This window comes from Thermoanaerobaculia bacterium (assembly GCA_018057705.1).
Lineage (GTDB): Bacteria > Acidobacteriota > Thermoanaerobaculia > Multivoradales > JAGPDF01 > JAGPDF01.
In genome coordinates this window covers 1-20,504 of sequence record JAGPDF010000009.1, presented here as the reverse complement: position 1 = coordinate 20,504, position 20,504 = coordinate 1, and the positions used below count along the sequence as shown (strand labels likewise).

19 protein-coding genes are annotated in these 20,504 nt (G+C 70.1%); 8 read left to right on the top strand and 11 right to left on the bottom strand.

Going from position 1 to position 20,504, the window contains the following annotated elements; genetic code table 11:
- Positions 1–161 precede the first annotated feature (161 nt).
- The 4 genes from KBI44_04500 to KBI44_04485 are packed head-to-tail and all read left to right on the top strand — an operon-like array spanning position 162 to position 3,778.
- Positions 162–773 carry a sigma-70 family RNA polymerase sigma factor gene (locus tag KBI44_04500; GenBank protein MBP9143725.1) on the top strand — a complete coding sequence of 204 codons (612 nt, stop codon included), beginning with the start codon at positions 162–164 and terminating at the stop codon, positions 771–773.
- Positions 757–1,593, top strand: coding sequence for a hypothetical protein (locus tag KBI44_04495; protein MBP9143724.1), 837 nt, complete (start codon positions 757–759; stop codon positions 1,591–1,593). Before KBI44_04500 ends, KBI44_04495 begins: the two co-directional genes overlap by 17 nt.
- Positions 1,594–1,616: 23 nt before the next feature.
- Positions 1,617–2,918, top strand: coding sequence for a HEAT repeat domain-containing protein (locus tag KBI44_04490; GenBank protein MBP9143723.1), 1,302 nt, complete (start codon positions 1,617–1,619; stop codon positions 2,916–2,918).
- On the top strand, positions 2,915–3,778 hold the full coding sequence (locus KBI44_04485) for a HEAT repeat domain-containing protein (protein ID MBP9143722.1): 864 nt from the start codon (positions 2,915–2,917) through the stop codon (positions 3,776–3,778). Before KBI44_04490 ends, KBI44_04485 begins: the two co-directional genes overlap by 4 nt.
- Here KBI44_04485 and KBI44_04480 read toward each other — a convergent pair.
- The 7 genes from KBI44_04480 to KBI44_04450 all read right to left on the bottom strand — a co-directional run bounded on the left by KBI44_04480 (position 3,775) and on the right by KBI44_04450 (position 10,902).
- Positions 3,775–4,617, bottom strand: coding sequence for an alpha/beta hydrolase (locus tag KBI44_04480; GenBank protein MBP9143721.1), 843 nt, complete (start codon positions 4,615–4,617; stop codon positions 3,775–3,777). The genes KBI44_04485 and KBI44_04480 overlap by 4 nt on opposite strands.
- Positions 4,614–5,432: a hypothetical protein gene (locus KBI44_04475; protein ID MBP9143720.1), complete on the bottom strand. Its 819-nt coding sequence runs from the start codon at positions 5,430–5,432 to the stop codon at positions 4,614–4,616. Before KBI44_04475 ends, KBI44_04480 begins: the two co-directional genes overlap by 4 nt.
- 77 nt (positions 5,433–5,509) lie before the next feature.
- A complete protein-coding gene (locus KBI44_04470) occupies positions 5,510–5,911 on the bottom strand; it encodes a cupin domain-containing protein (GenBank protein MBP9143719.1) in 402 nt (133 codons plus the stop codon).
- Positions 5,908–7,053, bottom strand: a complete 1,146-nt coding sequence (locus KBI44_04465; GenBank protein MBP9143718.1) for a ribulose 1,5-bisphosphate carboxylase — start codon at positions 7,051–7,053, stop codon at positions 5,908–5,910. The genes KBI44_04470 and KBI44_04465 overlap by 4 nt, the downstream gene beginning before the upstream one ends.
- 5 nt (positions 7,054–7,058) lie before the next feature.
- Positions 7,059–8,873 (bottom strand): DUF885 domain-containing protein, encoded by a 1,815-nt coding sequence (locus KBI44_04460; GenBank protein MBP9143717.1) that lies wholly within the window; start codon positions 8,871–8,873, stop codon positions 7,059–7,061.
- 75 nt (positions 8,874–8,948) lie between these two features.
- Complete coding sequence (locus KBI44_04455; protein ID MBP9143716.1) at positions 8,949–9,410, bottom strand: DUF2231 domain-containing protein; 462 nt, start codon at positions 9,408–9,410, stop codon at positions 8,949–8,951.
- Between the two features lie 376 nt (positions 9,411–9,786).
- Positions 9,787–10,902 (bottom strand): linear amide C-N hydrolase, encoded by a 1,116-nt coding sequence (locus tag KBI44_04450; GenBank protein ID MBP9143715.1) that lies wholly within the window; start codon positions 10,900–10,902, stop codon positions 9,787–9,789.
- A gap of 346 nt (positions 10,903–11,248) precedes the next feature.
- On the opposite strand from KBI44_04450, the gene KBI44_04445 reads away from it, so the two are divergent.
- Positions 11,249–12,550, top strand: a complete 1,302-nt coding sequence (locus tag KBI44_04445; GenBank protein MBP9143714.1) for an amidohydrolase family protein — start codon at positions 11,249–11,251, stop codon at positions 12,548–12,550.
- Positions 12,551–12,605: 55 nt separating this feature from the next.
- On the opposite strand, the gene KBI44_04440 is transcribed toward KBI44_04445, so the two are convergent.
- The 4 genes from KBI44_04440 to KBI44_04425 all read right to left on the bottom strand — a co-directional run bounded on the left by KBI44_04440 (position 12,606) and on the right by KBI44_04425 (position 18,602).
- Positions 12,606–14,300, bottom strand: coding sequence for a M1 family metallopeptidase (locus KBI44_04440; protein ID MBP9143713.1), 1,695 nt, complete (start codon positions 14,298–14,300; stop codon positions 12,606–12,608).
- A 355-nt stretch (positions 14,301–14,655) separates the two neighbouring features.
- Positions 14,656–15,804, bottom strand: a complete 1,149-nt coding sequence (locus KBI44_04435) for a right-handed parallel beta-helix repeat-containing protein (protein MBP9143712.1) — start codon at positions 15,802–15,804, stop codon at positions 14,656–14,658.
- A gap of 135 nt (positions 15,805–15,939) precedes the next feature.
- Positions 15,940–17,076: a VIT1/CCC1 transporter family protein gene (locus KBI44_04430; protein ID MBP9143711.1), complete on the bottom strand. Its 1,137-nt coding sequence runs from the start codon at positions 17,074–17,076 to the stop codon at positions 15,940–15,942.
- 146 nt (positions 17,077–17,222) lie between these two features.
- Positions 17,223–18,602, bottom strand: coding sequence for a hypothetical protein (locus tag KBI44_04425; GenBank protein ID MBP9143710.1), 1,380 nt, complete (start codon positions 18,600–18,602; stop codon positions 17,223–17,225).
- A gap of 205 nt (positions 18,603–18,807) precedes the next feature.
- On the opposite strand from KBI44_04425, the gene KBI44_04420 reads away from it, so the two are divergent.
- From KBI44_04420 to KBI44_04410, 3 genes are all read left to right on the top strand, one after another.
- Complete coding sequence (locus tag KBI44_04420) at positions 18,808–19,383, top strand: zinc ribbon domain-containing protein (protein MBP9143709.1); 576 nt, start codon at positions 18,808–18,810, stop codon at positions 19,381–19,383.
- 169 nt (positions 19,384–19,552) lie between these two features.
- Positions 19,553–20,065, top strand: a complete 513-nt coding sequence (locus KBI44_04415) for a nuclear transport factor 2 family protein (GenBank protein MBP9143708.1) — start codon at positions 19,553–19,555, stop codon at positions 20,063–20,065.
- A gap of 174 nt (positions 20,066–20,239) precedes the next feature.
- On the top strand, positions 20,240–20,504 hold a 265-nt coding region (locus KBI44_04410; GenBank protein MBP9143707.1), incomplete at its 3' end, for an anion permease.

Below are 20,504 nucleotides of genomic sequence, written 5' to 3'. Positions count from 1 at the left end.
AATGTCTATGATCTAGCTCATACACAGTACCACCCCTTGGGGCAGGATCAATTCAAATCTCTGGGAAAAACGGGTAGGTCCGGGCCCGGTCCTTCGCGTCGGCCCGCGGAGGCGAAAGAACAGCCTAACCGGAGAGCCCCTTCACCGTCTAATCTCCCAGAATGGACCCCCGGGATACCGACCTCGTCCGCCGCGTGCTCGCCGGCGACACCGACGCCTTCGAGGGTCTGGTCGCGGCCCATAGCCGGGCGGTCTACGGTCTGGCCTATCGCGTCACCGGCAACGCTGCGGCGGCCGAGGACGCCGTGCAGGAGACCTTTCTGCGCGCCTTCCGCTTCCTCGCCCGCTTCGACCAGCGCGCCGGCTTCGGCACCTGGCTGCACCGCATCGCGGTGAACGCCGCCATCGACCAGACCCGGCGCACCCGCCGCGAGCGGGCGGCCCGGGTCGATCTTCCGGACGAGGGTGCGCAGGCCCTGGTGGAGTTTCCGACCGGCGACGCCGGACCCGAGCGCCAGGCGCTCGACGCCGAGATCCGCCGGCGCACCGAGAACGCCCTGGCCGAGCTCTCCCCGGCGGAGCGCGCGGCCTTCGTCCTGCGCCACTACGAAGGGCGCTCGATCGCCGAGATCAGCTCGACCCTCGGCAAACGCGACAACGCCACCAAACAGTCGATCTTCCGGGCGGTGCGCAAGCTCCGCGCCGCGCTCGCTCCCTTGGCACCCTCCGTCGCCCCGGGAAATCAGGAGGCGCTCCATGAAGAACCGGCCTGACATGCCGTCCGAAGCCGCGGCAGAAGTCGGCGAGGACGAGTTGATCCTGCACTACTACGGTGAGTCCGCCGACCCGCGGTCGGTCGAGAAGGCGCTCGCGGAGAGCGCCGACTTGCGCCGCCGCTATGCCGAGCTGGCGCGCGACCTCGCCACCGCCACGACCGCACCGCCCGAGCCGCCTGCCGATCTCGGTGCGCGGGTCTGGCGGGAGCTCCGGCCGCGTCTCGTCGCGCCGCGCCCCTGGTGGAGAGCTCTCCTGGCGCCGGCCACCGGAGAGGCCGGCTGGGGTCCGCGGTGGACGCTCGCGGCCGCCTCTCTCGTGGTGGTGGCCGCGCTCGCGCTCGGCTACTTCGCCGGCCGATGGGACGCTCCTCGCCCGGACCTCGAGAGCCTCGTGCCAGCGCCCTCGGGGCTCTCGACGGAGGCGCGCGAGCGCCTGCTCCTCGCCTCGGTCGAGAGTCACCTCGCGGGCTCCGAGCGCCTGCTGACCCGGGTCACCAACGCCGCGCCGACCGACGCCACGGCGCTCGCGGAAGAGAGTGCCTGGGCGGGAGCGCTGGTCTCCTCCAATCGGCTTTACCGCAGCGCCGCGCAGCGTTCCGGCCAGCGCCGCATCGTCGCCCTGCTCGACGAGCTCGAGCCGCTGCTCCTCGAGCTCGCCAACAGCGCGGCGGCCGCTCCCGAAGACCTGGCCGCCGCGCAGCGGCGCATCGAGCACACCGATCTGCTGTTCAAACTCCGGGTGACCGGCGAGCGTCTGCAGCGCGACGCCGGCGCCCCTCGTGCTGGAAGCAGGACCGACACCCGAACCGTTTCATGAGGAGCTTGTCCATGAGATACCCGATGCCTCGTTCACCCTTGGCAGGAATCGCCGCCCTCGCGGTCGCCGCCGCGTTCTTCGCTCCGCCGGCGCCGGCCTCCGCCCGGTTCTCCCCCGCCGCCCTCTTCGCCGCCGACGGCGAGGGCCGGAGCCCCGCCTACCGCGATGCCCAGAGCGCCCTGGACCAGGCGCGCTGGGAGGAGGCCGCACAGCGCTTCGCCGCGGTCGCCGACGCCAAAGGCGCCGACGCCGACGCCGCGCTCTACTGGAAGGCCTATGCCGAAGAGAAGCTGGGCCGCAAGGCCGAGGCGCTCGCGACCCTGAAAAACCTGCGCACCACCCACCCGAAGAGCGTCTGGCTCGACGACGCCGACGCTCTCGAGATTTCCCTCACCGGCAGCGCGCCGCGCGGCTCCGGACCGGTCCTCGCCGGCCCACGGACCACCGGGCCGCAGGGAACGGGACCGGTCGTCGCCGGCTCCGGAAGGTCCGGGAGCTCTCCGGAGGAGGATCTGCAGCTCTATGCCCTCGACGGGCTCATGCAGATGGACTCGGCGCGCGCCTTGCCGATTCTCGAGAAGATCCTGGCCGGCGACCGCTCGCTGCAGGTCAAGCAGCGCGCCCTCTTCGTCCTCTCGCAGAGCGACGAGCCGCGCGCCCGGACCCTCCTGGTCGAGACGGCGAAAAGCGGCAAGCCCGCCGAGCTCCAGGTCGAGGCGGTGCGCTCCCTGGGCATTGCCGGCGACCCCGAAGACCTCCGGGCACTCTCCGAGATCTATCGCACGTCCGCATCGAAGGAGACCCGGGGCGCGGTACTCGAGGCGTTCATGATCGCCGACGACGAGAAGGCGATCCTCGAGGTCGCACGCACCGAGCGCGATCCGGAGCTGCGCGGCAAGGCGATCCAGCTCCTCGGCGCCCTCGACTCGACCGCGGCCCTTGCCGACCTCTACAAGAGCGAGAGCTCGCGCGAGGTGAAGGGCAAGATCCTCGAGGGGATGATGATCGCCGGCGACAAGAAGCAGCTCCTGGAGGCGGCCCGCAGCGAGACCGACCGCGAGCTGCGCGGCAAGGCCTTCGAGCTCCTCGGCGCGATCGGCGCCGACGCCGAGTTGGTGGCGCTCTACGGAACGAGCCAGGACCGCGAGCTGCGCGGCAAGATCATCGTCGGCCTGATGATGGCCGGCGATGCCAAGGCGATGATCGGCCTGCTGCGCCAGGAGACCGATCCCGAGCTCAAGAAGCAGATCATCCAGCACCTCTCGATGATGGACGACGCCGCGGCGATGGACGAGATCGAGCGCCTGCTGACGGAGAAGCCGTGAACGCCCGGCGCGCCAGGCAGGCGATGACGGCCGTCGCGCTCTCGTCATTCCTCTGCGGAGCGGCCTCGGCGAAGCTCGTCGGCGGCGAGGTCCAACACCGGCCGGCGACCGACCCGGAAGCCGAGGTTCGGAAGCTCGCCAAGGGCCCGGAAACGGTCTGGCTCGCCTGGACGGTGCCGGCCCGGGGCGAGCAGACGATCTGCGGCTTCGGTCACGGTCGAGAGGGCCGAGGCGGCTGGGGGATGACTCTGGAGGACGACGATGCGAGCTGGGGTTCGCGCGACGACGCACCGCCGATCGCCGTCGCCCGGGTCGAGCTCTACGCCGCCGTGCGCAACGGCAGCGTCCAGCGGCTCCGGTTCGCATCCGAGGGCTGTCCGGTGCAGGCGGGCACCCAGCGCATCGTCTGGCTCGATGGCGTCGTTCCGGCAGCGAGCGTCGCCTTCTTCGCTCGCCTCGCCGAAACGCGACGGGATACGGAGCGCGGCGAAAGCCTGAGCGAAGGCGCCCTCGCCGGCCTGGGGTTCCACGCCGACCCGGCGGCGCCGCTCGCTCTCGTCCACCTCGGCCGCGAGTCGGACGATGACGAGGTGCGCGCCCAGGCCCAGTTCTGGCTGGCGCAGACCGGCGATCCGCGCGCCGCGCGCTGGATCCGCGAGGCGATCGCCCGCGACCCCTCGGACGAAGTGCGCGAGCAGTCGGTCTTCGCCCTCTCGCAGGTCGCCGATGCGACGCCGCAGCTCCTCGCACTACTGCGCGAAAGCGGCGACCGCGAGGTGAAACGCCAGGCGATCTTCTGGCTGGGGCAGTCGGACGACCCGCGCGCGATCGCGGAGCTCGAGCGCCTGCTCGTCCGCTAGGCCGGGAACAGAAAGTCGAGCATCCCCGGCAGGCGACGCGCCCAGGCGGCTTCGTCGTGGCGCCCGCCGGGCTCCTCGATCCACTCGAGATCCTCCCCGCGACGGTAGCCGGCCTTCTCGAAGGCCAGGCGGAGCCTGCGCAGGCGCCGCATCGCGCCGGAGGGCGACTTCGGTGGCGTCCGGCGGCGGCGGTTGCGCCGCCCCTCGAGCGTCCCGATGTCGAGGTAGACCCGGCCGCCGGCGAGCGGCCGCTCGCCGAGCCAGCGCGTGAGCGCTTCGTCACCGAAGAAGAGGGAGGGGCTCATGCCGCCGACGAGGCCGAAGCGCTCGGGCAGGCGGCCGAAGGCGTAGAGACTGATCAGCCCGCCCATCGAGGCGCCGGCGATGGCGGTCGTTTCGCGGCCGCGCGCGACGCGGAACTGCTTCTCGATCAGCGGCTGGACGGTGCCGGCCAGCCACTCGAGGTAGTCCCCTCCCCCGCCGCCACCGTAGCGCCGGTCGAGAAAGGGGGCGTACTCGTGGATGCGCCGCAGCCCGGAGTTGGGAACTCCGACGGCAATGACCGGACGTCCCCGGCCGGCGAGCCGGTCGAGCGCGCGCTCCGCCCGCCAGGTGGCGGCGAAGGCGGTCGCCGGATCGAAGAGGTTCTGACCGTCCTGGAGATAGATCACCGGGAAGCGCTCGCGCCCGTCGCCATAGCCCGGCGGCAGATAGACCTGCACCGGACGGGGCCAGAGCGGCCCGTCGAGAACCGGAGAGAGCAGGAGCTCCCCCCGCCCCCTGGCCTCGCGCCCGACCGTTTTCCAGTAGTCGCGGAAACGCCCGCGCGCCCGGCTCACTGCACCTTGAGCTCGGATCCGAACATGCTGTGCGGCACCAGGAAGACGGCGAGCGTCACCAGGGCGGCGAAGACGATCGCCAACCGTCCGAGGCGTCCGCCCGGGAGGCCGCGGGAAGCGACGAGCGCCAGGCCCCAGGCGATAACGGCGATCGCCGTCTTGTTGTCGGTCAGGTCGTGGCCGAACGGCCAGCCGGTCCACCAGGCGCCGAAGGCGTACTTCTGCACCGCCGGCCCGAGGAGGAGTCCGCCGACCAGGAGCAGCAGGAACGCCACCCAGGCCTGGCGCCGGGCCTGGTCGCGCCGCGCGAGCGCCGAGAGCGCGGCGGCGTTCGCGAACAGCATGCCGAAGAACATCGTCGCGATGTGCGGCACGAGAACGTGCGCCGGCACCGCCCCCTTGAAGCGCGCCACGGCCCCTTGCCTGGGGGCAGCCTTGGCGAGCGGCAGCTCGACGCTCGCCTCGCCGTTGGTCAGGTGGACGAAGTACTCGAGCTTGCCCGCCGGCGGTTGGGCCGGGAGGGCCGCGACGAGCTCTTCGCCCTGCCGGGCGAGGGCGATCCGGCGCAGCGGCTCGTCCGAAGGGTAGCGGTGCCAGGCGACCTCGCCGGTGACGCCGGCCGAGGCGCGGATCCGGACCGGCAGGGCCTCGCCGGTGACCTGCGTGCGCAGGAGACGATAGGGGATCGCCTCGCCGCCGAGCATGGCCGTGCCGCGCGCCGGGTAGCTCGGCCCGGTACGGCGCTGCCAGGCAGCGGAGCCGACGGTGATCACGATGGCAGCCAGCCAGAGAAGAACGACCCGGGAGCGCTTCATGGAGCGGGAGCCTATCCAACCGGCGCCCGCCTCGCCCCCGCCCGGACGGGCGGACCTTGCGCTCCGCCCGGAGCGCACTACCGCGGCGGAACCGGCACCGGCCGGTCGCGATCGCGGTCGACGACGCAGAGGAAGCCGAGCCTCTCGCCCCGGTCGGCGCGGAACTGGTGCACCTCGCCGGGGGCCACATAGACGCAGTCGGAAGGCTCGATGGCGAAGCGGCTGGCACCCAGCTGCACGGTCCCCCGGCCGCAGAGGACGACCACGGCGTGCGGATGCCGGTGCTGCTCGAGGGTCGAGTAGCCGCCCGCCGCGACCTCGAAGTAGCGCGTCACGAAAGAGAGCGCCTCTTCGCCCTCGCCTTCGCCGAGCAGGGTTTGCCGGGTGACGTCGCGGTAGAGGTCGCCGCCGTCCTTGTAAGGCTTGAGCGCCACCGGCCAGCGGAAGTCGCGCGCTGGGAGAACCTTCGAAGCCGTCATCCTCTTCCTCCCCCGGAGCTCGCTCTCCCCGCCACGAGCTCGGCCAGCTCCGCGGCCGCCGCGGCGACGTCCGGCCGGCCGAGAAGACTCCCACCCACGAGGAAGATCGTATCGGTGGCGTACTCGGGCAGCCAGCGCGCCAGCCTCGCGGCGTCGATTCCGCCGGCCACCATGGCCAACGCCGGTCGCAAGCCGCCGAGCGGCGCCAGCAGCTGCCTCTGGATCGCCCGACAGTCCCGTAGCGTGAACGGAAACCGTCCGCCGGTATTCGGATAGATGACGGCGTCACAGCCGGCGATCCGGAAGAGGTCGCCGAACAGGATCTCCGGGGCGAATCCCTGGCGCGGAGCGCAGAGGCTCCCAGCGAGTGCCGGATGGCCGACCAGCGCCACACCCGCCCCCCCTGCGGCCGCGGCGAGCGCCCGCACCGCGTCGAGACCGAGGAGCATCGGCGCGACCATCGCGGCGCGCACGCCGGCGTCGCGCAGGTCGTCGAGCCGCTCGGCGAGTCGATCGACCGGGCCGGTGAGATTCGGTACGTAGAGGCAGCTCCGGCCGCTCTGCCGGTTGGCGCGGGCGACGTGCTCGGCCACGGTCAGCACGCGCTCGCGGAACGGCGCGCTCGGCTGGTCGGCGAGCGAATGATCGTCCTTGACGAGGTCGAGCCCGCCGCGGGCACAGTCGCCCGCCAGACGCGCCAGCTCGCGCACGCCGAGCCCGACCGGTTTCAGCGCCCCGGCGAGGAGCGGCCGCCCGGCAACGCCGGTGAGCGCGCGCAGCCCGGCGACTCCGAAAGCCGGTCCCGGAAACTGCCGCAGGAGCTCCGCCGGCCAGTCGACGCCAGCGATCCGGATGCCGCGCTGCAACGAGATGTTGCCGTAGAGCAGATTGAGGAGCTGCGGCAGGTCCGAGACCAGCTCCCGCCAGGGGTAGTCGATCGCCACGCGCGCCCGCCGCGGCCCGGCCGCCTCGACCGCAACGACGACCCCGATCGTCCGCGCTTCGACCGCCGCCGCCGCGACGCCTTCCGGAATCTCGACCGTCTGTTCACGGGCGATCCCCGCCGCCATCTCGCGCGCCCTCGCTTCGATCCCCGGCCCTGCCGTGGAAAGGGCGAGCTCGTAATGCACCCGCAACGGCATCGGAGTCAGCGCGAGCCGGTACCGGCCGGCGCGGCCGGCGCGGCCGGCGACCCCGCCGGTTCGCGCCGCGCCGCGATGAAGTCGTCGATCTGCCGTTCGAGCGCCGGCAGCGAGAGCGCGCCGTTGGCGAGCACCGCGTCGTGGAAGTCGCGCACGTCGAACGCCGCGCCGAGCGCCCCTTCGGCGCGCGCGCGCAGCTCGCGGATCTTCATGAAGCCGAGGTAGTAGCACAGCGCCTGTCCCGGCCACGAAATGTAGCGGTCGATCTCGGTGGTGACTTCGTGCAACGGCAGCGTGGTGTTGGCGGCGAGGTACTCGATGGCGCGTTCGCGGCTCCAGCCGAAGGCGTGGAGCCCCGTGTCCACCACCAGTCGCGACGCCCGCCAGGCCTCGTAGCCGAGCCGGCCGAAGTCACGGTACGGATCGGTGTAGAAGCCGGCCTCGATTCCCAGCCATTCGCTGTAGAGGCCCCAGCCTTCGCCGAAGGCATCGACGTAGAGGAAACGCCGGAACTGCGGCAGTCCCTCGAGCTCCTGCGAGAGCGCGCCCTGGAGATGATGCCCCGGGACCGCTTCGTGGAAGGTCAGCGCCTCGAGGTTGTAGAGCGGCCGCTTGTCGAGGGCGTAGGTGTTGACCCAGTACCAGCCCGGCTGAGTCCCGCCGACCGGCGCCGAGACGTAGCGGCCACTGGTGTACTTCGGCGCCATCGCCGCCGGCACCGGCGCGACGCCGTAGGGCTGGCGCGGCAGGCGGTGGAAGAGGCCCGGGAGCTTGCCGTCCATCTGCTTGGCGATGTACGACGCCTCCTTGAGGAGCTCTTCCGGGCTCTGCGCGTAGAAACGCGGATCGCTGCGCAGGAACTGCAGGAAAGAGGCGAAGTCGCCGGTGAAGCCGGTCTTCTTCATCACCCCGTTCATCTCGCCGCGGATGCGCGCCACCTGCGCGAGACCCAGCTCGTGGATCGCCTCCGGCGTCATGTCGAGGGTCGTGAAGTGGCGGATGAGATAGCGGTAGTACTCGCGGCCGTCGGGCAGGTCGGCGGCGGCGAGGGTCGTCCGGCTCTGCGGCAGATACTCGTCGCGCAGGAAGTCGCGGAAGCGCCGGTACGAGGGCAGCACCGCCTCTTCGACGGCGCTGCGGCCCGCCGCGCGCAGGCGCTCGCGCTCGCCCGCCGCGAAGGTCGCCGGGAAGTCGGCGAACGGCGCGTAGAGCACGCTCTCTTCCGGGGTCGCGACGGCGTGCGCGGCCGCCGTGGCATCGACCCCGGCGATCGCCACCCGCGGCGGCGTCATGCCGCGCGCGAGACCGCGGCGCATGAGGGCTACCCCCTCGTCGAAGACGCGCGGAAACTGGCGCAGACGCGCGAGGTAGTTCTCGTAGTCGCGCACGGTCGCGAGCGGTACCATGTCCGGGAGCTGTGCGAGCTCGGTGTGGAAGCCCGAGTCGGCGTTCAGCATGAGCTGCTCTTCACCGAACCGGCGCGAGTCGAGGCGATCCCGGAGCTCCGTGCCGAAGAGGTCGTAGCTCACCTGATCGGCCGGAGGGAGCGCCGCGCGGTCGACTTTCGCCAGCGCGTCGAGGAAAGCCCGCGTCTCGCGCTCACGCCGGGCGAGATCCTCCTCCGTCGTGCGTCCCAACTGGTCGTCGCTCGTGTGCACACCGACATAGGTGGCGAGCAGCGGGCTCTCCGCGAGCCGCACCGTCCACTCGCGTTCGAGCAGCGCGCGAAGGCGCGCCGCTTCGTCGGCCTGCGCCTCAGCGACTGCCAGAAGTGCGGAGGTCATGAAGCAGAACAGAACGAGCGCCGGCCGAAGTCGCATGGAATCTCCCCTCGCAAGTCCCTGATGCTAGCGCAGCGCGAGAGCGCATCGAGGCGCCGACCCCCTTCACGAGCCCTACCGCGTCGACTCCGGCGGAGCGGTTACGCCGGCACCGAGCTGGAACACCATCTTGCCGCCGAGCCATCCAGAGGCACCCAGAAGCGCCAAGGCGAGACCGGAGAGGGCGAGAGCCGCTGTGCCCGGTTCGAAGGTCGACGCTTCGGAACGACTTCGCAGATAGAGACTCAGGGACTGCAGGCCGACGACGGCGACGTTCAGCAGCGTGTGCGCAATCGCAATGGCACGCACGCGCGAGCCCTGCGCCAGACCCGAGAAGTCGACGAGGCCGGGGAGAGCGGCGATCAGCGCCCCGGCAACTCCGATCGCCAGCGCCACTCCTGCCATCCTGGGCCAGAACGGGCGCGACGTGGCGAGGTAGGCGATGTCCGCCACGAGAGCGACGAAGAAGGCGCCTATCGGCACAGGAACGAGCGCGGGATGCACGGGGTGCCGCCCGATAGAGGCTCGACTTCGCATGGCTCGTCTCCTGGGGGCTTCGGCGAGAAGGGACCGACGAGCCGCACGAAGAAGGGGAGCAGAGCAACCCTGATGCCATGTGCGACCACTGTCTGCATGCGATGCCTGCTGACGCGTTCGAGAAAGAGTTGCCTGCGGCGAGGCCCGGATTGTAGAAGGCGCGCGGAGAGAGGCCCCCATCCTGGACCGGGTGCCGTTCCAGAGTGACGGGCGGCGGGCCGCTGCCGGAACGATCGACGCCAACGGCTCGCCCTCAGGCAGCGACGGACTCCCTCGACTTCGACTTCGCTCGGGTGCGGACCGCGAACGCGTCGATCTTCACCGACGGCTTCGAGCGCGGCAGCGCGGGGGCCTGGGGCGACTAGGGTCGGTCACCTCACTTCGCCGGCGGGACATCGGTCAGGTCCTGAAAGGTGAACAGCTTGGCGTCGACGAACTGGCTCGCGGCGTTTCCGCTATAGGTGTTGCCACCCGCGAGCTGCAGCTTCTTCACCGGGGCGCCTGGCGTGAGGTTCAGATCCTCGAGCCTCACCCAGAACGTCGCCGGCGTCAGGGCCGAGTCGAAGATCACCACGCGGTGGGTGCTGTCACTCACGGTCCGCCAGATGGTCGACGAGACCCAGGGCTGCTCTTCATTGGCGAAACCCAGCGGGGTGCCGACGCTGCGCATCAACGACAGCACCGCCATCGGGGCCTGGAACTGGAAGCTCTGCTGTGGCGTACCGCTGATGTAGGTCGGAGAGACCTCACCCGGGAGAATGTCCAGCAGGAAAGACGTGCGCACGAAGCGGTCGGCGGCGCGCGAGGTTCCCGGCAGGGACTTCGAAATGCCGCCGGCGTCCTTCCAGTACTCCATGATCGCCAGCTGCTTGTCGTAGGTGGGCGAGTTGGTCACCACCCGGTACTGTTTGCCGTGATGGATGACGAGCTTGCCATCGACGTACTCGAACACGGCCGAGTCGCCGGAGGCGTCCGAGATCACCAGGTGCATGTTGGCCGGCCGGCCGGTGCTGAGCACCACGGTCTGGACGCGGAAGTTCTCTTGCCGCAGGTCGGCGACGGCCTCGGCCACGGTGGCGAAGTTGTCGAGGACGTACTGCGGCCAGGTGCTCAGCGAAATCACCTTGGCGCCTTCCGTTGGCTTGCCGTAGTTCGATTCGACGAGGGCGAGCTCGTTGACCACCAGCCCCTTCTCGTTCATCCCTTCCGAGGTGCCGATGTCGTAGGCCGAAACGATCAGGCTGCCGTACTTCGACTCCCAGGAGATCGTGTTCTTGCCGCCTCTTCCATCGCGCTTCATGCCGCGCGGCAGCACCCACATGTTGGAGTGCATGTCCTCGCCCCAGTCCATGGAGCGGCCGACGATGACCGTGCCGTCCTTGGCGACGTAGAGCGCTCGCGTGCAGGCTTCGGTCGGCCTCGGACTCGCCAACCCGAGGGTCGCCGCGATGACGACTGCGAAGAAAGTGGGGTAGAAGCTGTTCGGCGACATAGGTTTCTCCTCCGGGTGAAACGCTGATGAAAGCCGAGCGCCCTTGCCGCGTGACGCCTGGTACCGGCTCGCGGCGCTCCAATCTCTGGGAGATTAGTCCAAACGGTGACTCTTCTGAAGTGACTCGGACAGCGAAGATTCTCACACCACTCGAGCGGACGCCACGACCGGCCGCTGCGCTGGTCGCAGAACCCGCGGTACACTTTCGCCGACGACGCCGGGCCTCCGGAGGGGAGCATTCCGCTCAGCTTCTCGCTGCTGGTGCCGTCGAGCTCACCTTCCAACTGGGGGATCCTCCGTGCCGAATCGCTCGCAGGGCCTTCGACTTGCCTCCGCTGCTGCACTGATGCTCGGCGCTGCCTTTTCCGCGACCGCAGCGCAGGAGACGGGCGTTTCCATCGAGAACGTCAGGATCTTCGACGGCACCTCCGCCAGCCTGTCGGCACCGTCGAACGTGCTGGTCGTCGGCAACCGGATTCGGTCCATCTCCGCCAAGCCGATCGCGGCCCCGGCGGGCACGACGGTGACCAGGATCCAAGGCGGCGGCCGCACGCTGATGCCGGGCCTGATCGACAACCACGTGCACATCGCCCTCAGCACCACCAGCCAGACCGACCTCCTGAGCGACGCGACGACGGCTGACGTGCTGCAGGCACGCGCCACGGCGGAGGCAGGCGACATGCTGATGCGCGGCTTCACCGCCGTACGCGATCTGGGCGGCCCGATGCTCCGGGCGCTGCCGAAGATGGACAAGGGCGAACTGCCCGGCCCGCGCATCTATCCGAGCGGCGCGATGATTTCGCAGACCTCCGGGCACGGCGACTCGCGCCTGCCTCAGGAGCGTTCGCGGCGGTTCTTCGGCGACGTCTCGAAGGGCGAGCTGCTCGGTGCGAATTTCATCGCCGACGGCCGCGACGAAGTGCTGACCGCAACGCGTGAGAACCTGCGCGCCGCGGCGAGCCAGATCAAGGTGATGGCCGGCGGCGGTGCGGCTTCGGCTTACGATCCGCTCGACGTCACGCAGTACACGCTCGACGAGATGAAGGCCGCCGTCGAGGCCGCCGCTGACTGGAATACCTACGTCACCGTGCATGCGTACACCGCGAAGGCCGTTCGCCGCGCGGTCGAAGCCGGCGTCCAGTGCATCGAGCACGGCCAGCTGCTCGACGAGGAGACCATGAAGCTGCTGGCCGAGAACGGCATCTGGCTCAGCCTGCAGGCGCTCGAGCCGGCTCCGCAAACGGCTCCGGAGTCGACGCGCAGGAAGAAGGCCCAGGTGATCGAGGGCACCGACAGCGCCTTCGAGTGGGCGAGGAAGTATGGTGTCAAGCTGGCCTGGGGCACGGATTTTCTCTTCGATCCGCGACAGAACGCGAAGCAGGCTGCAGACATCCTCAAGCTGAAGCAGTGGATGACGCCCGCGGAGGTTCTCAAGCTCGTCACGCACGACAACGCGCAGTTGCTCGCGCTTTCCGGACCGCGCAACCCCTACCCGGGCAAGCTCGGCGTGGTCGAGGAGGGCGCCTACGCCGACCTGCTGCTCGTCGACGGGGACCCGCTCGCAAATCTCGACCTGATCGGCGATCCGGCGAAGAACTTCAGCGTGATCATGAAGGACGGCAAGGTCTACAAGAACACGCTGCAGTAGGCTCCGCGCCGCTCATCGGACAGGAGATTGTCTTTCGCCGCCTGCCCCGACGCTGTCAGTCCGCGGCACGCAACACGCGTCCGCGCGGATCGACGACCGGCGCGGCCCGGCCGGCGGGCCAGGGGAGCGTGACGCGACCCTCCTCCATACCGAGGCGCAGGAGCTCGCCCCCGGCGCCGAGGATCTCGACCGGCATGGGGAAAGGGAGATCGCCCGCGGTTTCCCACCACAAGGTCAGCTCGTCGCCCTGCCGGCTCGAGCGCAGCCGCGGCAGGTCCGGCTGGCGGAGGTAGACCTCGAAGAACCAGGCCAGATCGCGGCCAGCCGCCTCGCTGGCATGGCGCAGAAAATCCCCGGTGGAGACCAGCCGGCACTGGCGGCCGTCGGTGATCGTCTCCATCTCCGCCGTCGGGTAGGCCCAGCGGCGCAGCAGGGGGAAGAAGACCTCGTCCCCCACCAGCCAACGCAGGCTGTGCAGTACCCAGGCCCCTTTCGTGTAGGCATCGATGTCCGTCGGCCTGGGGTTCTGGCTCGCGGCGGCGGGCAGCGTCGGCTCGAGAGCGCGATAGACCTGGCGCAGCGAGCTCTCGGCTCTCGGGGCGACCGGCCGCTGGTTGCGGATCGCGGGCCGAAAGCGCTCGAGAACCCGGCGCGCGGCCTCCTCCCCGAAGCGACGCTCGGCGTAGAGCACCTCCATGAAGCCGTCGAAGCCCTCGTGCAGCCAGAAGTCGCGCCAGTCGGACGCCGAGACCAGGTTGCCCCACCACTCATGGGCGAGCTCGTGGAGGGCGATCCAGTGATAGCCATGGCGGCTCTCCCGATGGGCCGGGTCGGCGGGAGCGTAGGCGACGGCGGTCTGGTGCTCCATCGCCAGATAGGGCGTGGCCACCAGGTGCAGCTTGTCGGCGCGAAAGGGGTAGGGCCCGAGCTCGCCTTCGAGGAAAGTGACGAAGTCGATCACCTGGGCGAGCAGCAGACGCTCTTCGGGCGTATCCGCGAGCGCCCAGCGGGTGATGGGCAGCTCGGTTCCGGCGACGCTGGTGAAGGGTGCCGTGAGCTCCACGAAGGGCGCGGCGTTGACGGTGACGTCGTAGAGGTTGATCGCACCCGTGGTGGCCCAGTGCCACGTGCGGGTCCCGTCGTCGTGATCGTCGATGCCCAGCAGACGCCCGCTGGCGACCACCGTCAGACCCTCCGGCACGCGCAGATGGAGGCGAACGCCGTCCTCGGGCTCGTCGGAGGGGTGGTCCTTGCAGGGCCACCACACGTCGGCGCCATCGGTCTGGCACGACACACCGAACCAGGGCTGGCCGGTGGCGGTCCGTTTCCAGGTGAAGCCGCCCTCCCACGGCGCATTCGCCGCGACGCGGGGCCGGCCGCCGTAGTGAACGGCGACCCGCAACCTCCGGTCGCCCGCGACCGGCTCGGGCATCTCGACCCAGAGCTTGCCGCCGCCGTGGCGAAAGGCCGCCGACTGCGGGGGACTCTCGTCGAGGCCCAGTGTGACCGACCTCACCTGCAGGCCGTCGTCCAGGTCCAGCTCCAGACGACGCAGCGCGCCCACGGTACGTGCTTCGAGGGTCACGATGCCGTCTAGGCGCTCCGCCTCGGGGTCGATCGCCAGGTCGAGATCGTAGGCCAGGACGTCGTAGGCCGCCTGATCCGCCGACAGCGGCCCACCGGTGTCGGAGGCGGCGGCAGTGGCGACCGGAGCGGCGAGGGCAAGCGCCAACAGCACGAAAGTACGCATCGGGTGAGGCTACCAAGAGTGGCGTGCCGGAGCGCTCGCCTGGAACCTGCCGAGAATCGCCTCGCAACTTGCTGGCAGCACTCTGCCTGGCGCCTCGGCGGATTCGCTGCACAGGTGGCTCGGAACGCTCCGGAGACTCCTGATCCGGCGCCGGCGATCTCCAATCCGGCCTCGGGGAACCGATTCGACAGTCCGCGAGGGGCGCGCCGCACCCGCCGCGCGAGGCGGCGCTCCGCGCGAAAGTCGCCGGAGAAGGAAGAGTCCGCTCCTCCGGCGATGAGTCGCCCATCCTCGGCCGGACGGACCTGGATATCGGGTCGGGCGGTTTCCCGGATTGTAGAAATCGCGCCAGCTCCTACGGCAACGTCGCGCTCCAGGCTTCGTTGTCGGCCTGCAGAAAGCCGTCGGCGAAGAGCGGGATCGGCGGCCGGACGATCGAGCGCTCGACCGAACCGGCGTCGCAGCTCTCGGCGTCGCGCGTGGCGCCGCGCTGATCGCTCGGCGCGCAGAAGAGCGAAGTGGCGAGGCCGAGCGCCGGGCTCGTCACGCCGGGCACGTGGGTGGTCGTCGGTCCGCCGTTCCAGCCGAGCGCGCCGAGGCCGTGGGAGGCCACGTTCTCGAGGTCGCCCGAGCCGAGGTCGCAGGTCGCGCCAGAGGACTCGAGGTTGCCGCCGAGCGAGTCGATCTGGTTGCCAGCCGCCACGACGCAGTCGCCGATCACGACGCTGCTCGCGAGCTGCAGGATCGAGGTACCGGCCACGAGGTTGATCTCGTCGCCCGCCTCGTCGTCGCGAACGGTGCAGTGCTGGCAGAGCACCGTGGCGTCTCCGGAGACCGTCAACTCGGTATTGACGTTGTTCGAGATCGTCGTGTTGATCAGGACCCCCGACGCCTGCGAGATCAAGACTCCGCCTCCGGCATTGTCACGGATCGTCGACTCCCGAACCGTCAGCGAGGCGAACAGCGAGGCGCGGACCGTGTGATTGTTGGTCCCGTCGTTGCCGTGGATCTCGCACCGTTCGATCGTGAGGTCGGCCCCGCCGACGGACACGGCGTGACCTCCCGCAGTCGGAGCGGCGCCGCCGGTGAGCGTGACGCCGGAGATGAGCACCTGATCGATTCCCGGAGGCGAACCGTCGTCGACGTCAAAGATGCGGTCGAGGCCGTTGGCGTCGATCACGGTCATCGGCGCGCCGGGGCCGAGAATCTCGAGGTTGCCTTCGATGTCGAGATCGCCGGTCAGCCCGGCGTCTTCGTCCGCGCCGGCGCGGGTGAGCTCGTAAGTGCCGGCCGAGAGGAAGATCCGGTCGTCGGTTTCGAGCGCGACCGAAGCGATCACCGCCTCGCGCAGCGAGCAATCCCAGGTCGCGTGCGGCCCGAGGTTGTCGCATCCGCCGGGCACGGGGTCGTCGTACCGGGTGACGAAGAGGTCGACGGCGAGCCCCGGGGCGGCGAGTCCGAGGGTGGTGACGGCGAGCAGCAAGGCGCGGGACAGGTTTCGCATCGGAGCCTCCGGAGCCGGTTCGTGGATCGGCCTTCACCGATCTCCACGGAATCGTCCGGCAAATCCCGCCAGTCGCCCGAGCGACTGCACGCCGCCGCCAGCTCGAGGCGGTCCGGGAGCAGCAACGGGCCCGCCTCAGCCCGCCAGCGAAACCCCGATGAGGTGGCCGACGCCGTAGGTGAGCGCCGCGGCGACGAGGCCGAAGAGGAGCTGCCGCAGCCCCGAGAACCAGACGCTCCGGCCGGTCATCAGGGTGATCAGGGCGCCGATGCCGAACAGGCCGAACGCGCTCGCCACGACACTCGTCCACAGCGCGGCCTGCCCTTCGAGGAGGCCGTAGGGGATGACCGGTATCACGGCGCCGATGGCGAAGAGGATGAACGAGGTGATCGCCGCCACCCAGGCCGACCCGCCGAGCTCCTTGGGGTCGACGCCGAGCTCCTCCATCGCCAGCGTGTTGACGGCCCGCGCCGGGTCGGCGATCAACTGGGCGGCGATCTGCTGCGCCGCCTGCGGGTCGAGGCCCTTGGCGCGATAGATCAGCTCGAGCTCGCGGCGCTCCTCCTCCGGGTCGGCCTCGAGCTCGGCCTTCTCGATCTCGATCTGATGCTGAAAGAGCTCGCGCGCGCTCTGTACCGACAGCCACTCGCCGAGCGCCATCGAGCCCGCGCCGGCGAGAAGCCCAGCGAGACCGGTGACCAGGATCGAGCTGCCGGCGAGCTCGGCGCCGGCCACACCCATGACCAGCGAGAGATTCGACACCAGCCCGTCGTTGGCGCCGAGCACCGCGGCGCGCAGGGCGTTGCCGCCCGCCGCCCGATGGCGCCCCTCGAGCTGCGCGAGGGCCCCGCCCTCCATGCCGCCGGCCCCCTTGGCCGCGATCACCGCCAGGAGCCTGGCGTGCGAGCGTTCGTCGCCGGCGAGCGTCGGTGCCGCGGCGATTCCCGGCGCACCGGCGGCATAGCCGGCGCTGTCGATCTTCTCGCGCTCGGCGATCGTCGGCAGGATGAAGTCGGCGCCGAAACGCTTGGCCAGCGCGATCATCATCCGTGTGCGCCAACCGATGCCCGGATCGCCCCGCCGGTCCCCCGCCTCCAGGAGCTGCTTGCGCCACCGCGCCGCATGCCGCTCCTCGCTCTCGGCCATCCGGCCGTAGACCTCTTTCAACTCGGGCCGACTCTCGAGTCCGGCGAGCGCCCGGTAGAGCACCACCCCCTCGAGCTCGCCCTGCAGAAGCTTGCGGAGACCTGACACGTTCGAAGAGTTCGCCATGCCGAGAGTGTAGGGCCCGGTGCGGACTCTCCCCCCCACCCTTGCGGGTTGCCCGACAGCTGACCTACCCGACGCGCAAAGGACCGGAAGAAGGGCTGAGGAGCGCCTCGCGGCCGAACCGCAGATGCGGCCCCGGCGGTTGCGAGCTACGGCGTGCCGACAACTGCGGTCCACTGGCCGGCACTGCCACTCTCCACGCCATCGGCAAAGATGAGCGCGACCTCGAACCGTGCGAGCCCTGGACGGTAGGCCGCGCCTGTGCCGACCTGGACATCTCCGGCGACCGCCCATCGGCCGTCGTCGAGCGCTGCCGCCGTGCTGTAGTCGAGGACGTTCGGTGGGCTGGCGTCGAAACCGAGTGTCGTCCAGCCGTCGGTCGAGAACGACGCATCCAGGGCTCCCACAGCCGTGGTACGCAGCGCCACGAAGTCCGCGTTGAGGGTGGGCGGCGTGCGAAAGCCGGAGGCGTAGATCCGCCCGAGCCCGTCGACGGCCACCGCCTTCAGCTCGGAGCGCGCGCCGCTTAAGGAGGTGTTGAGCTTGCCGTCTCCCGAGAAGCTCACGTCGGGCGCGCCGCTCGGCAGCAGGCGCGCGAGCGCCGAGTCATAGACGCTGTCGGACTCAGCCGCACCAGCGAGGACGATCTCACCACCGTTCGGATCGATCGCCATCGCGCGCAGAATGTCGCGCTGAGCGGACGGACTTTCGAGATCGAACGCTACGCGCGCGACCCCGTCGACGTCGAAACTCCCGTCCGGGTCGCCCTCTGGAGTGAAGCGGGTGACCATCCAATCATCGCCGCCGTCGGCATCGCCGAAGAGTGTCGTTCCGCCGACCACGACGCGGCCGGCGCTGTCGAAGGCGATGCCCACGACCTCGTCAAAGAGCCCGGCGGCGGAGGGATCGAAGGTGAGCCAGCCGTTACCCGAGAAGGTCGGATCGAGGGCGCCAGAGGAGCTCGTCAGGACGACGAGCAGGTCTCTCGAGCCGGCGGTCGGATCGTAGATTCCGCCGAAAGCCACCTCGCCGAGATCGGAGGTGGCGACCGCCCGGAGCCGCTCCTGCCCGCCGGCGATGTCGAGCGTCCAGTAGCCGTCGCCGTCGAAGGCGTCGTCGAGGAGGCAGGCCGGATAGGCGAAACGAGCCGCGGCGAGCCGGCTGCTGCCGCTGTAGACCGCGTCTCCGGCGAGGAGCAGCCGACCGGCACCATCGAACGTCGCGGCAGAGTTCGTCGCGGTGGTTGCGCCGGGGAAGGGAAAGTAGCAGACGGCGTCGGCGGAGTCGTCGTCGACACGCTGCCAGAACCACTCCCTGGCGCCGTCGAACGTGTCCCGGTGGCTGCCCGTGACCACCAACCGGCCGTCCGGCGCCGAGAGCAGCGCCGTCACCTCGAAGTAGACCGCGCCATCGAGGAGGACCGCGCCACCGCTCCAGAAGGTCGGATCGAGATCTCCGTCCAGAGCCGGAAGGACGGCCGATGGCGCGCCGAGAAGCAGGGTCGCGACGAGAATCTGACGGATACGCATGGGAGCCCCCTCACCGAACAGACCGTCACTCTGCCGCAAGAAGGGACACTTTCCTAGCGGCGCGCCCAACTGAAAGCTCGCCCGGCAGCAGTTTGCGCAGGCCTGCGACGTTTGCGGAATTCGCCATGCTGGCAGTGTAGGCGCCGATCTGGTCACTCCCCCCACCCCGCCGGGTTGCCTGCGGCTGTGCTAAAAACAGTCGCGTATGCCCATCTACGAGTTCTACTGCCCTGACTGTCATACCGTCTTCAGCTTCTTCTCGTCGCGGATCGATACTGCCTTGCGGCCGGCCTGTCCGCAGTGTGGGAAAGCGGATCTCGAAAGGAAGCCGTCGCGTTTCGCGGCGCTGTCCGCGGCCAAGTCGGGCGGCGCGGGGGGCCCAGGCTCCGACGCCGAGGGGGATGCCGACGATCCGCTCGCCGGGCTGGACGAGGAGCGTATGGCCGGCGTCATGGACTCGCTCGCCGCCGAGATGGAGGGGATGGACGACAACGCGCAGCAGGATCCGAAGCAGCTGGCCCGCTTCCTCGCGCGCTTCCAGGAGGCGACCGGTCTCGAGGCTGGGCCGAAGATGGAAGAGATGATGGCGCGCCTCGCCGAGGGCGCCGATATGGACGAGCTCGAGGCGCAAATGGGCGGTGACGGCCCGGAAGGCGAGGGCGGCGAGTTCGGTGGCGGCGGCGGCGACGCCGACGACTTCAGCGACTTCTTCCGCGCCAAGCGCGCCGCTGCCGCGCGCCGCAAGGCGCCACGGGTGGACGAGACGCTGCATTTCCTCTAGCCGGGGATCCGGAAAACGTAGGATCTGTTGAGCGCAGCGAAACGCATCGATCGCGTTCCGAAGGCCTCCGCCGCCACGCGACCGATGCGGTGCGCTTCGCTTACCGCATCCTACGAAGCTGGCCGATGGGTTCTTGAAGCAGGAACTTTCAGCAAAGGGGGGTTCGAGGATGAGGCGCTCTCGCGCAATCGAAGCCAACGTCGTGCTTTCGTCGCTTCCAGCACTTGCCGTCGGCGCGATGCTCGTCCTGGCTCCATCGGCAGAGCTTCTGGCCGCGGTCCCGCCAGACGTGCCAGCCGCTTCGCAGCTGTCGTCCGCGACCGATCTGCGTGCCGAGATCGCGGGCCTCCTCGCCGCGCAGGCAGCGGACTGGTCGCGCGGCGATGTTCCCGCGTTCGCCTCCATCTACGCCGACGACGCGACGTTCGTCGCGCCGTCGGGGATGACGCAGGGGCGGGCGGCGCTCGTCGAGCGCTACCGCCAGCGCTACCCCGACCGCGCGGCGATGGGGAGGCTCTCGCTCGAAATCCTCGAACTGCGCCCCGGCGGTGAGAGCACCGCCTCGGTCGTCGCCCGCTGGACGCTCGCCTATCCCGACAAACCCGACGTCTCCGGCCTCACATTGCTGGTCTTCCATCGCCTGCCTGCCGGCTGGCGGATCGTGCAGGACGCCTCGATGTAGGGCGCCACCCGGCGGCCGGCGCCGCGATAGGCTGCGCGCGCCGTGATCTCCGGGGACGAAGCACCCGCGCGTTTCAAGCCGCTGCCGATCGCCATCGGCCTCGCCATCGCTGGCCTGCTCGCCCTCCTCGACTCGCCGCTGCACCATCAGGCGGGGGCCGGATCGCGGCCGGCGATGGCGGCGGCGGTCGCGGCGCTGATGGCGGTCTGGTGGCTGACCGAGGCGATTCCGATCTACTGGACCGCCTGCCTGCCGATCGTCCTCTTCCCGCTGCTCGGTGTCTTCGGCGGTGGCCGTGTGGCCGGCTTCGGTGCCGCGCTCTCGCCCTATTTCGACCCCTACATCTTCCTCTTCGCCGGCGGCATGGCGGTCGCGGCGGCGATGCAGCAGTGGAATCTCCACCGGCGGCTGGCACTCGGCATCATGGCGAAGATCGGCA

Coding starts and splice junctions, on each gene's coding strand:
- KBI44_04500 (MBP9143725.1), top strand. CDS start 162: ATGGACCCCCGGGATACCGACCTCGTCCGCCGCGTGCTCGCCGGCGAC.
- KBI44_04495 (MBP9143724.1), top strand. CDS start 757: ATGAAGAACCGGCCTGACATGCCGTCCGAAGCCGCGGCAGAAGTCGGC.
- KBI44_04490 (MBP9143723.1), top strand. CDS start 1,617: ATGCCTCGTTCACCCTTGGCAGGAATCGCCGCCCTCGCGGTCGCCGCC.
- KBI44_04475 (MBP9143720.1), bottom strand. CDS start 5,432: ATGAAGCGCTCCCGGGTCGTTCTTCTCTGGCTGGCTGCCATCGTGATC.
- KBI44_04470 (MBP9143719.1), bottom strand. CDS start 5,911: ATGACGGCTTCGAAGGTTCTCCCAGCGCGCGACTTCCGCTGGCCGGTG.
- KBI44_04465 (MBP9143718.1), bottom strand. CDS start 7,053: ATGCCGTTGCGGGTGCATTACGAGCTCGCCCTTTCCACGGCAGGGCCG.
- KBI44_04460 (MBP9143717.1), bottom strand. CDS start 8,873: ATGCGACTTCGGCCGGCGCTCGTTCTGTTCTGCTTCATGACCTCCGCA.
- KBI44_04455 (MBP9143716.1), bottom strand. CDS start 9,410: ATGCGAAGTCGAGCCTCTATCGGGCGGCACCCCGTGCATCCCGCGCTC.
- KBI44_04450 (MBP9143715.1), bottom strand. CDS start 10,902: ATGTCGCCGAACAGCTTCTACCCCACTTTCTTCGCAGTCGTCATCGCG.
- KBI44_04445 (MBP9143714.1), top strand. CDS start 11,249: ATGCTCGGCGCTGCCTTTTCCGCGACCGCAGCGCAGGAGACGGGCGTT.
- KBI44_04440 (MBP9143713.1), bottom strand. CDS start 14,300: ATGCGTACTTTCGTGCTGTTGGCGCTTGCCCTCGCCGCTCCGGTCGCC.
- KBI44_04435 (MBP9143712.1), bottom strand. CDS start 15,804: ATGCGAAACCTGTCCCGCGCCTTGCTGCTCGCCGTCACCACCCTCGGA.
- KBI44_04430 (MBP9143711.1), bottom strand. CDS start 17,076: ATGGCGAACTCTTCGAACGTGTCAGGTCTCCGCAAGCTTCTGCAGGGC.
- KBI44_04425 (MBP9143710.1), bottom strand. CDS start 18,602: ATGCGTATCCGTCAGATTCTCGTCGCGACCCTGCTTCTCGGCGCGCCA.
- KBI44_04420 (MBP9143709.1), top strand. CDS start 18,808: ATGCCCATCTACGAGTTCTACTGCCCTGACTGTCATACCGTCTTCAGC.
- KBI44_04415 (MBP9143708.1), top strand. CDS start 19,553: ATGAGGCGCTCTCGCGCAATCGAAGCCAACGTCGTGCTTTCGTCGCTT.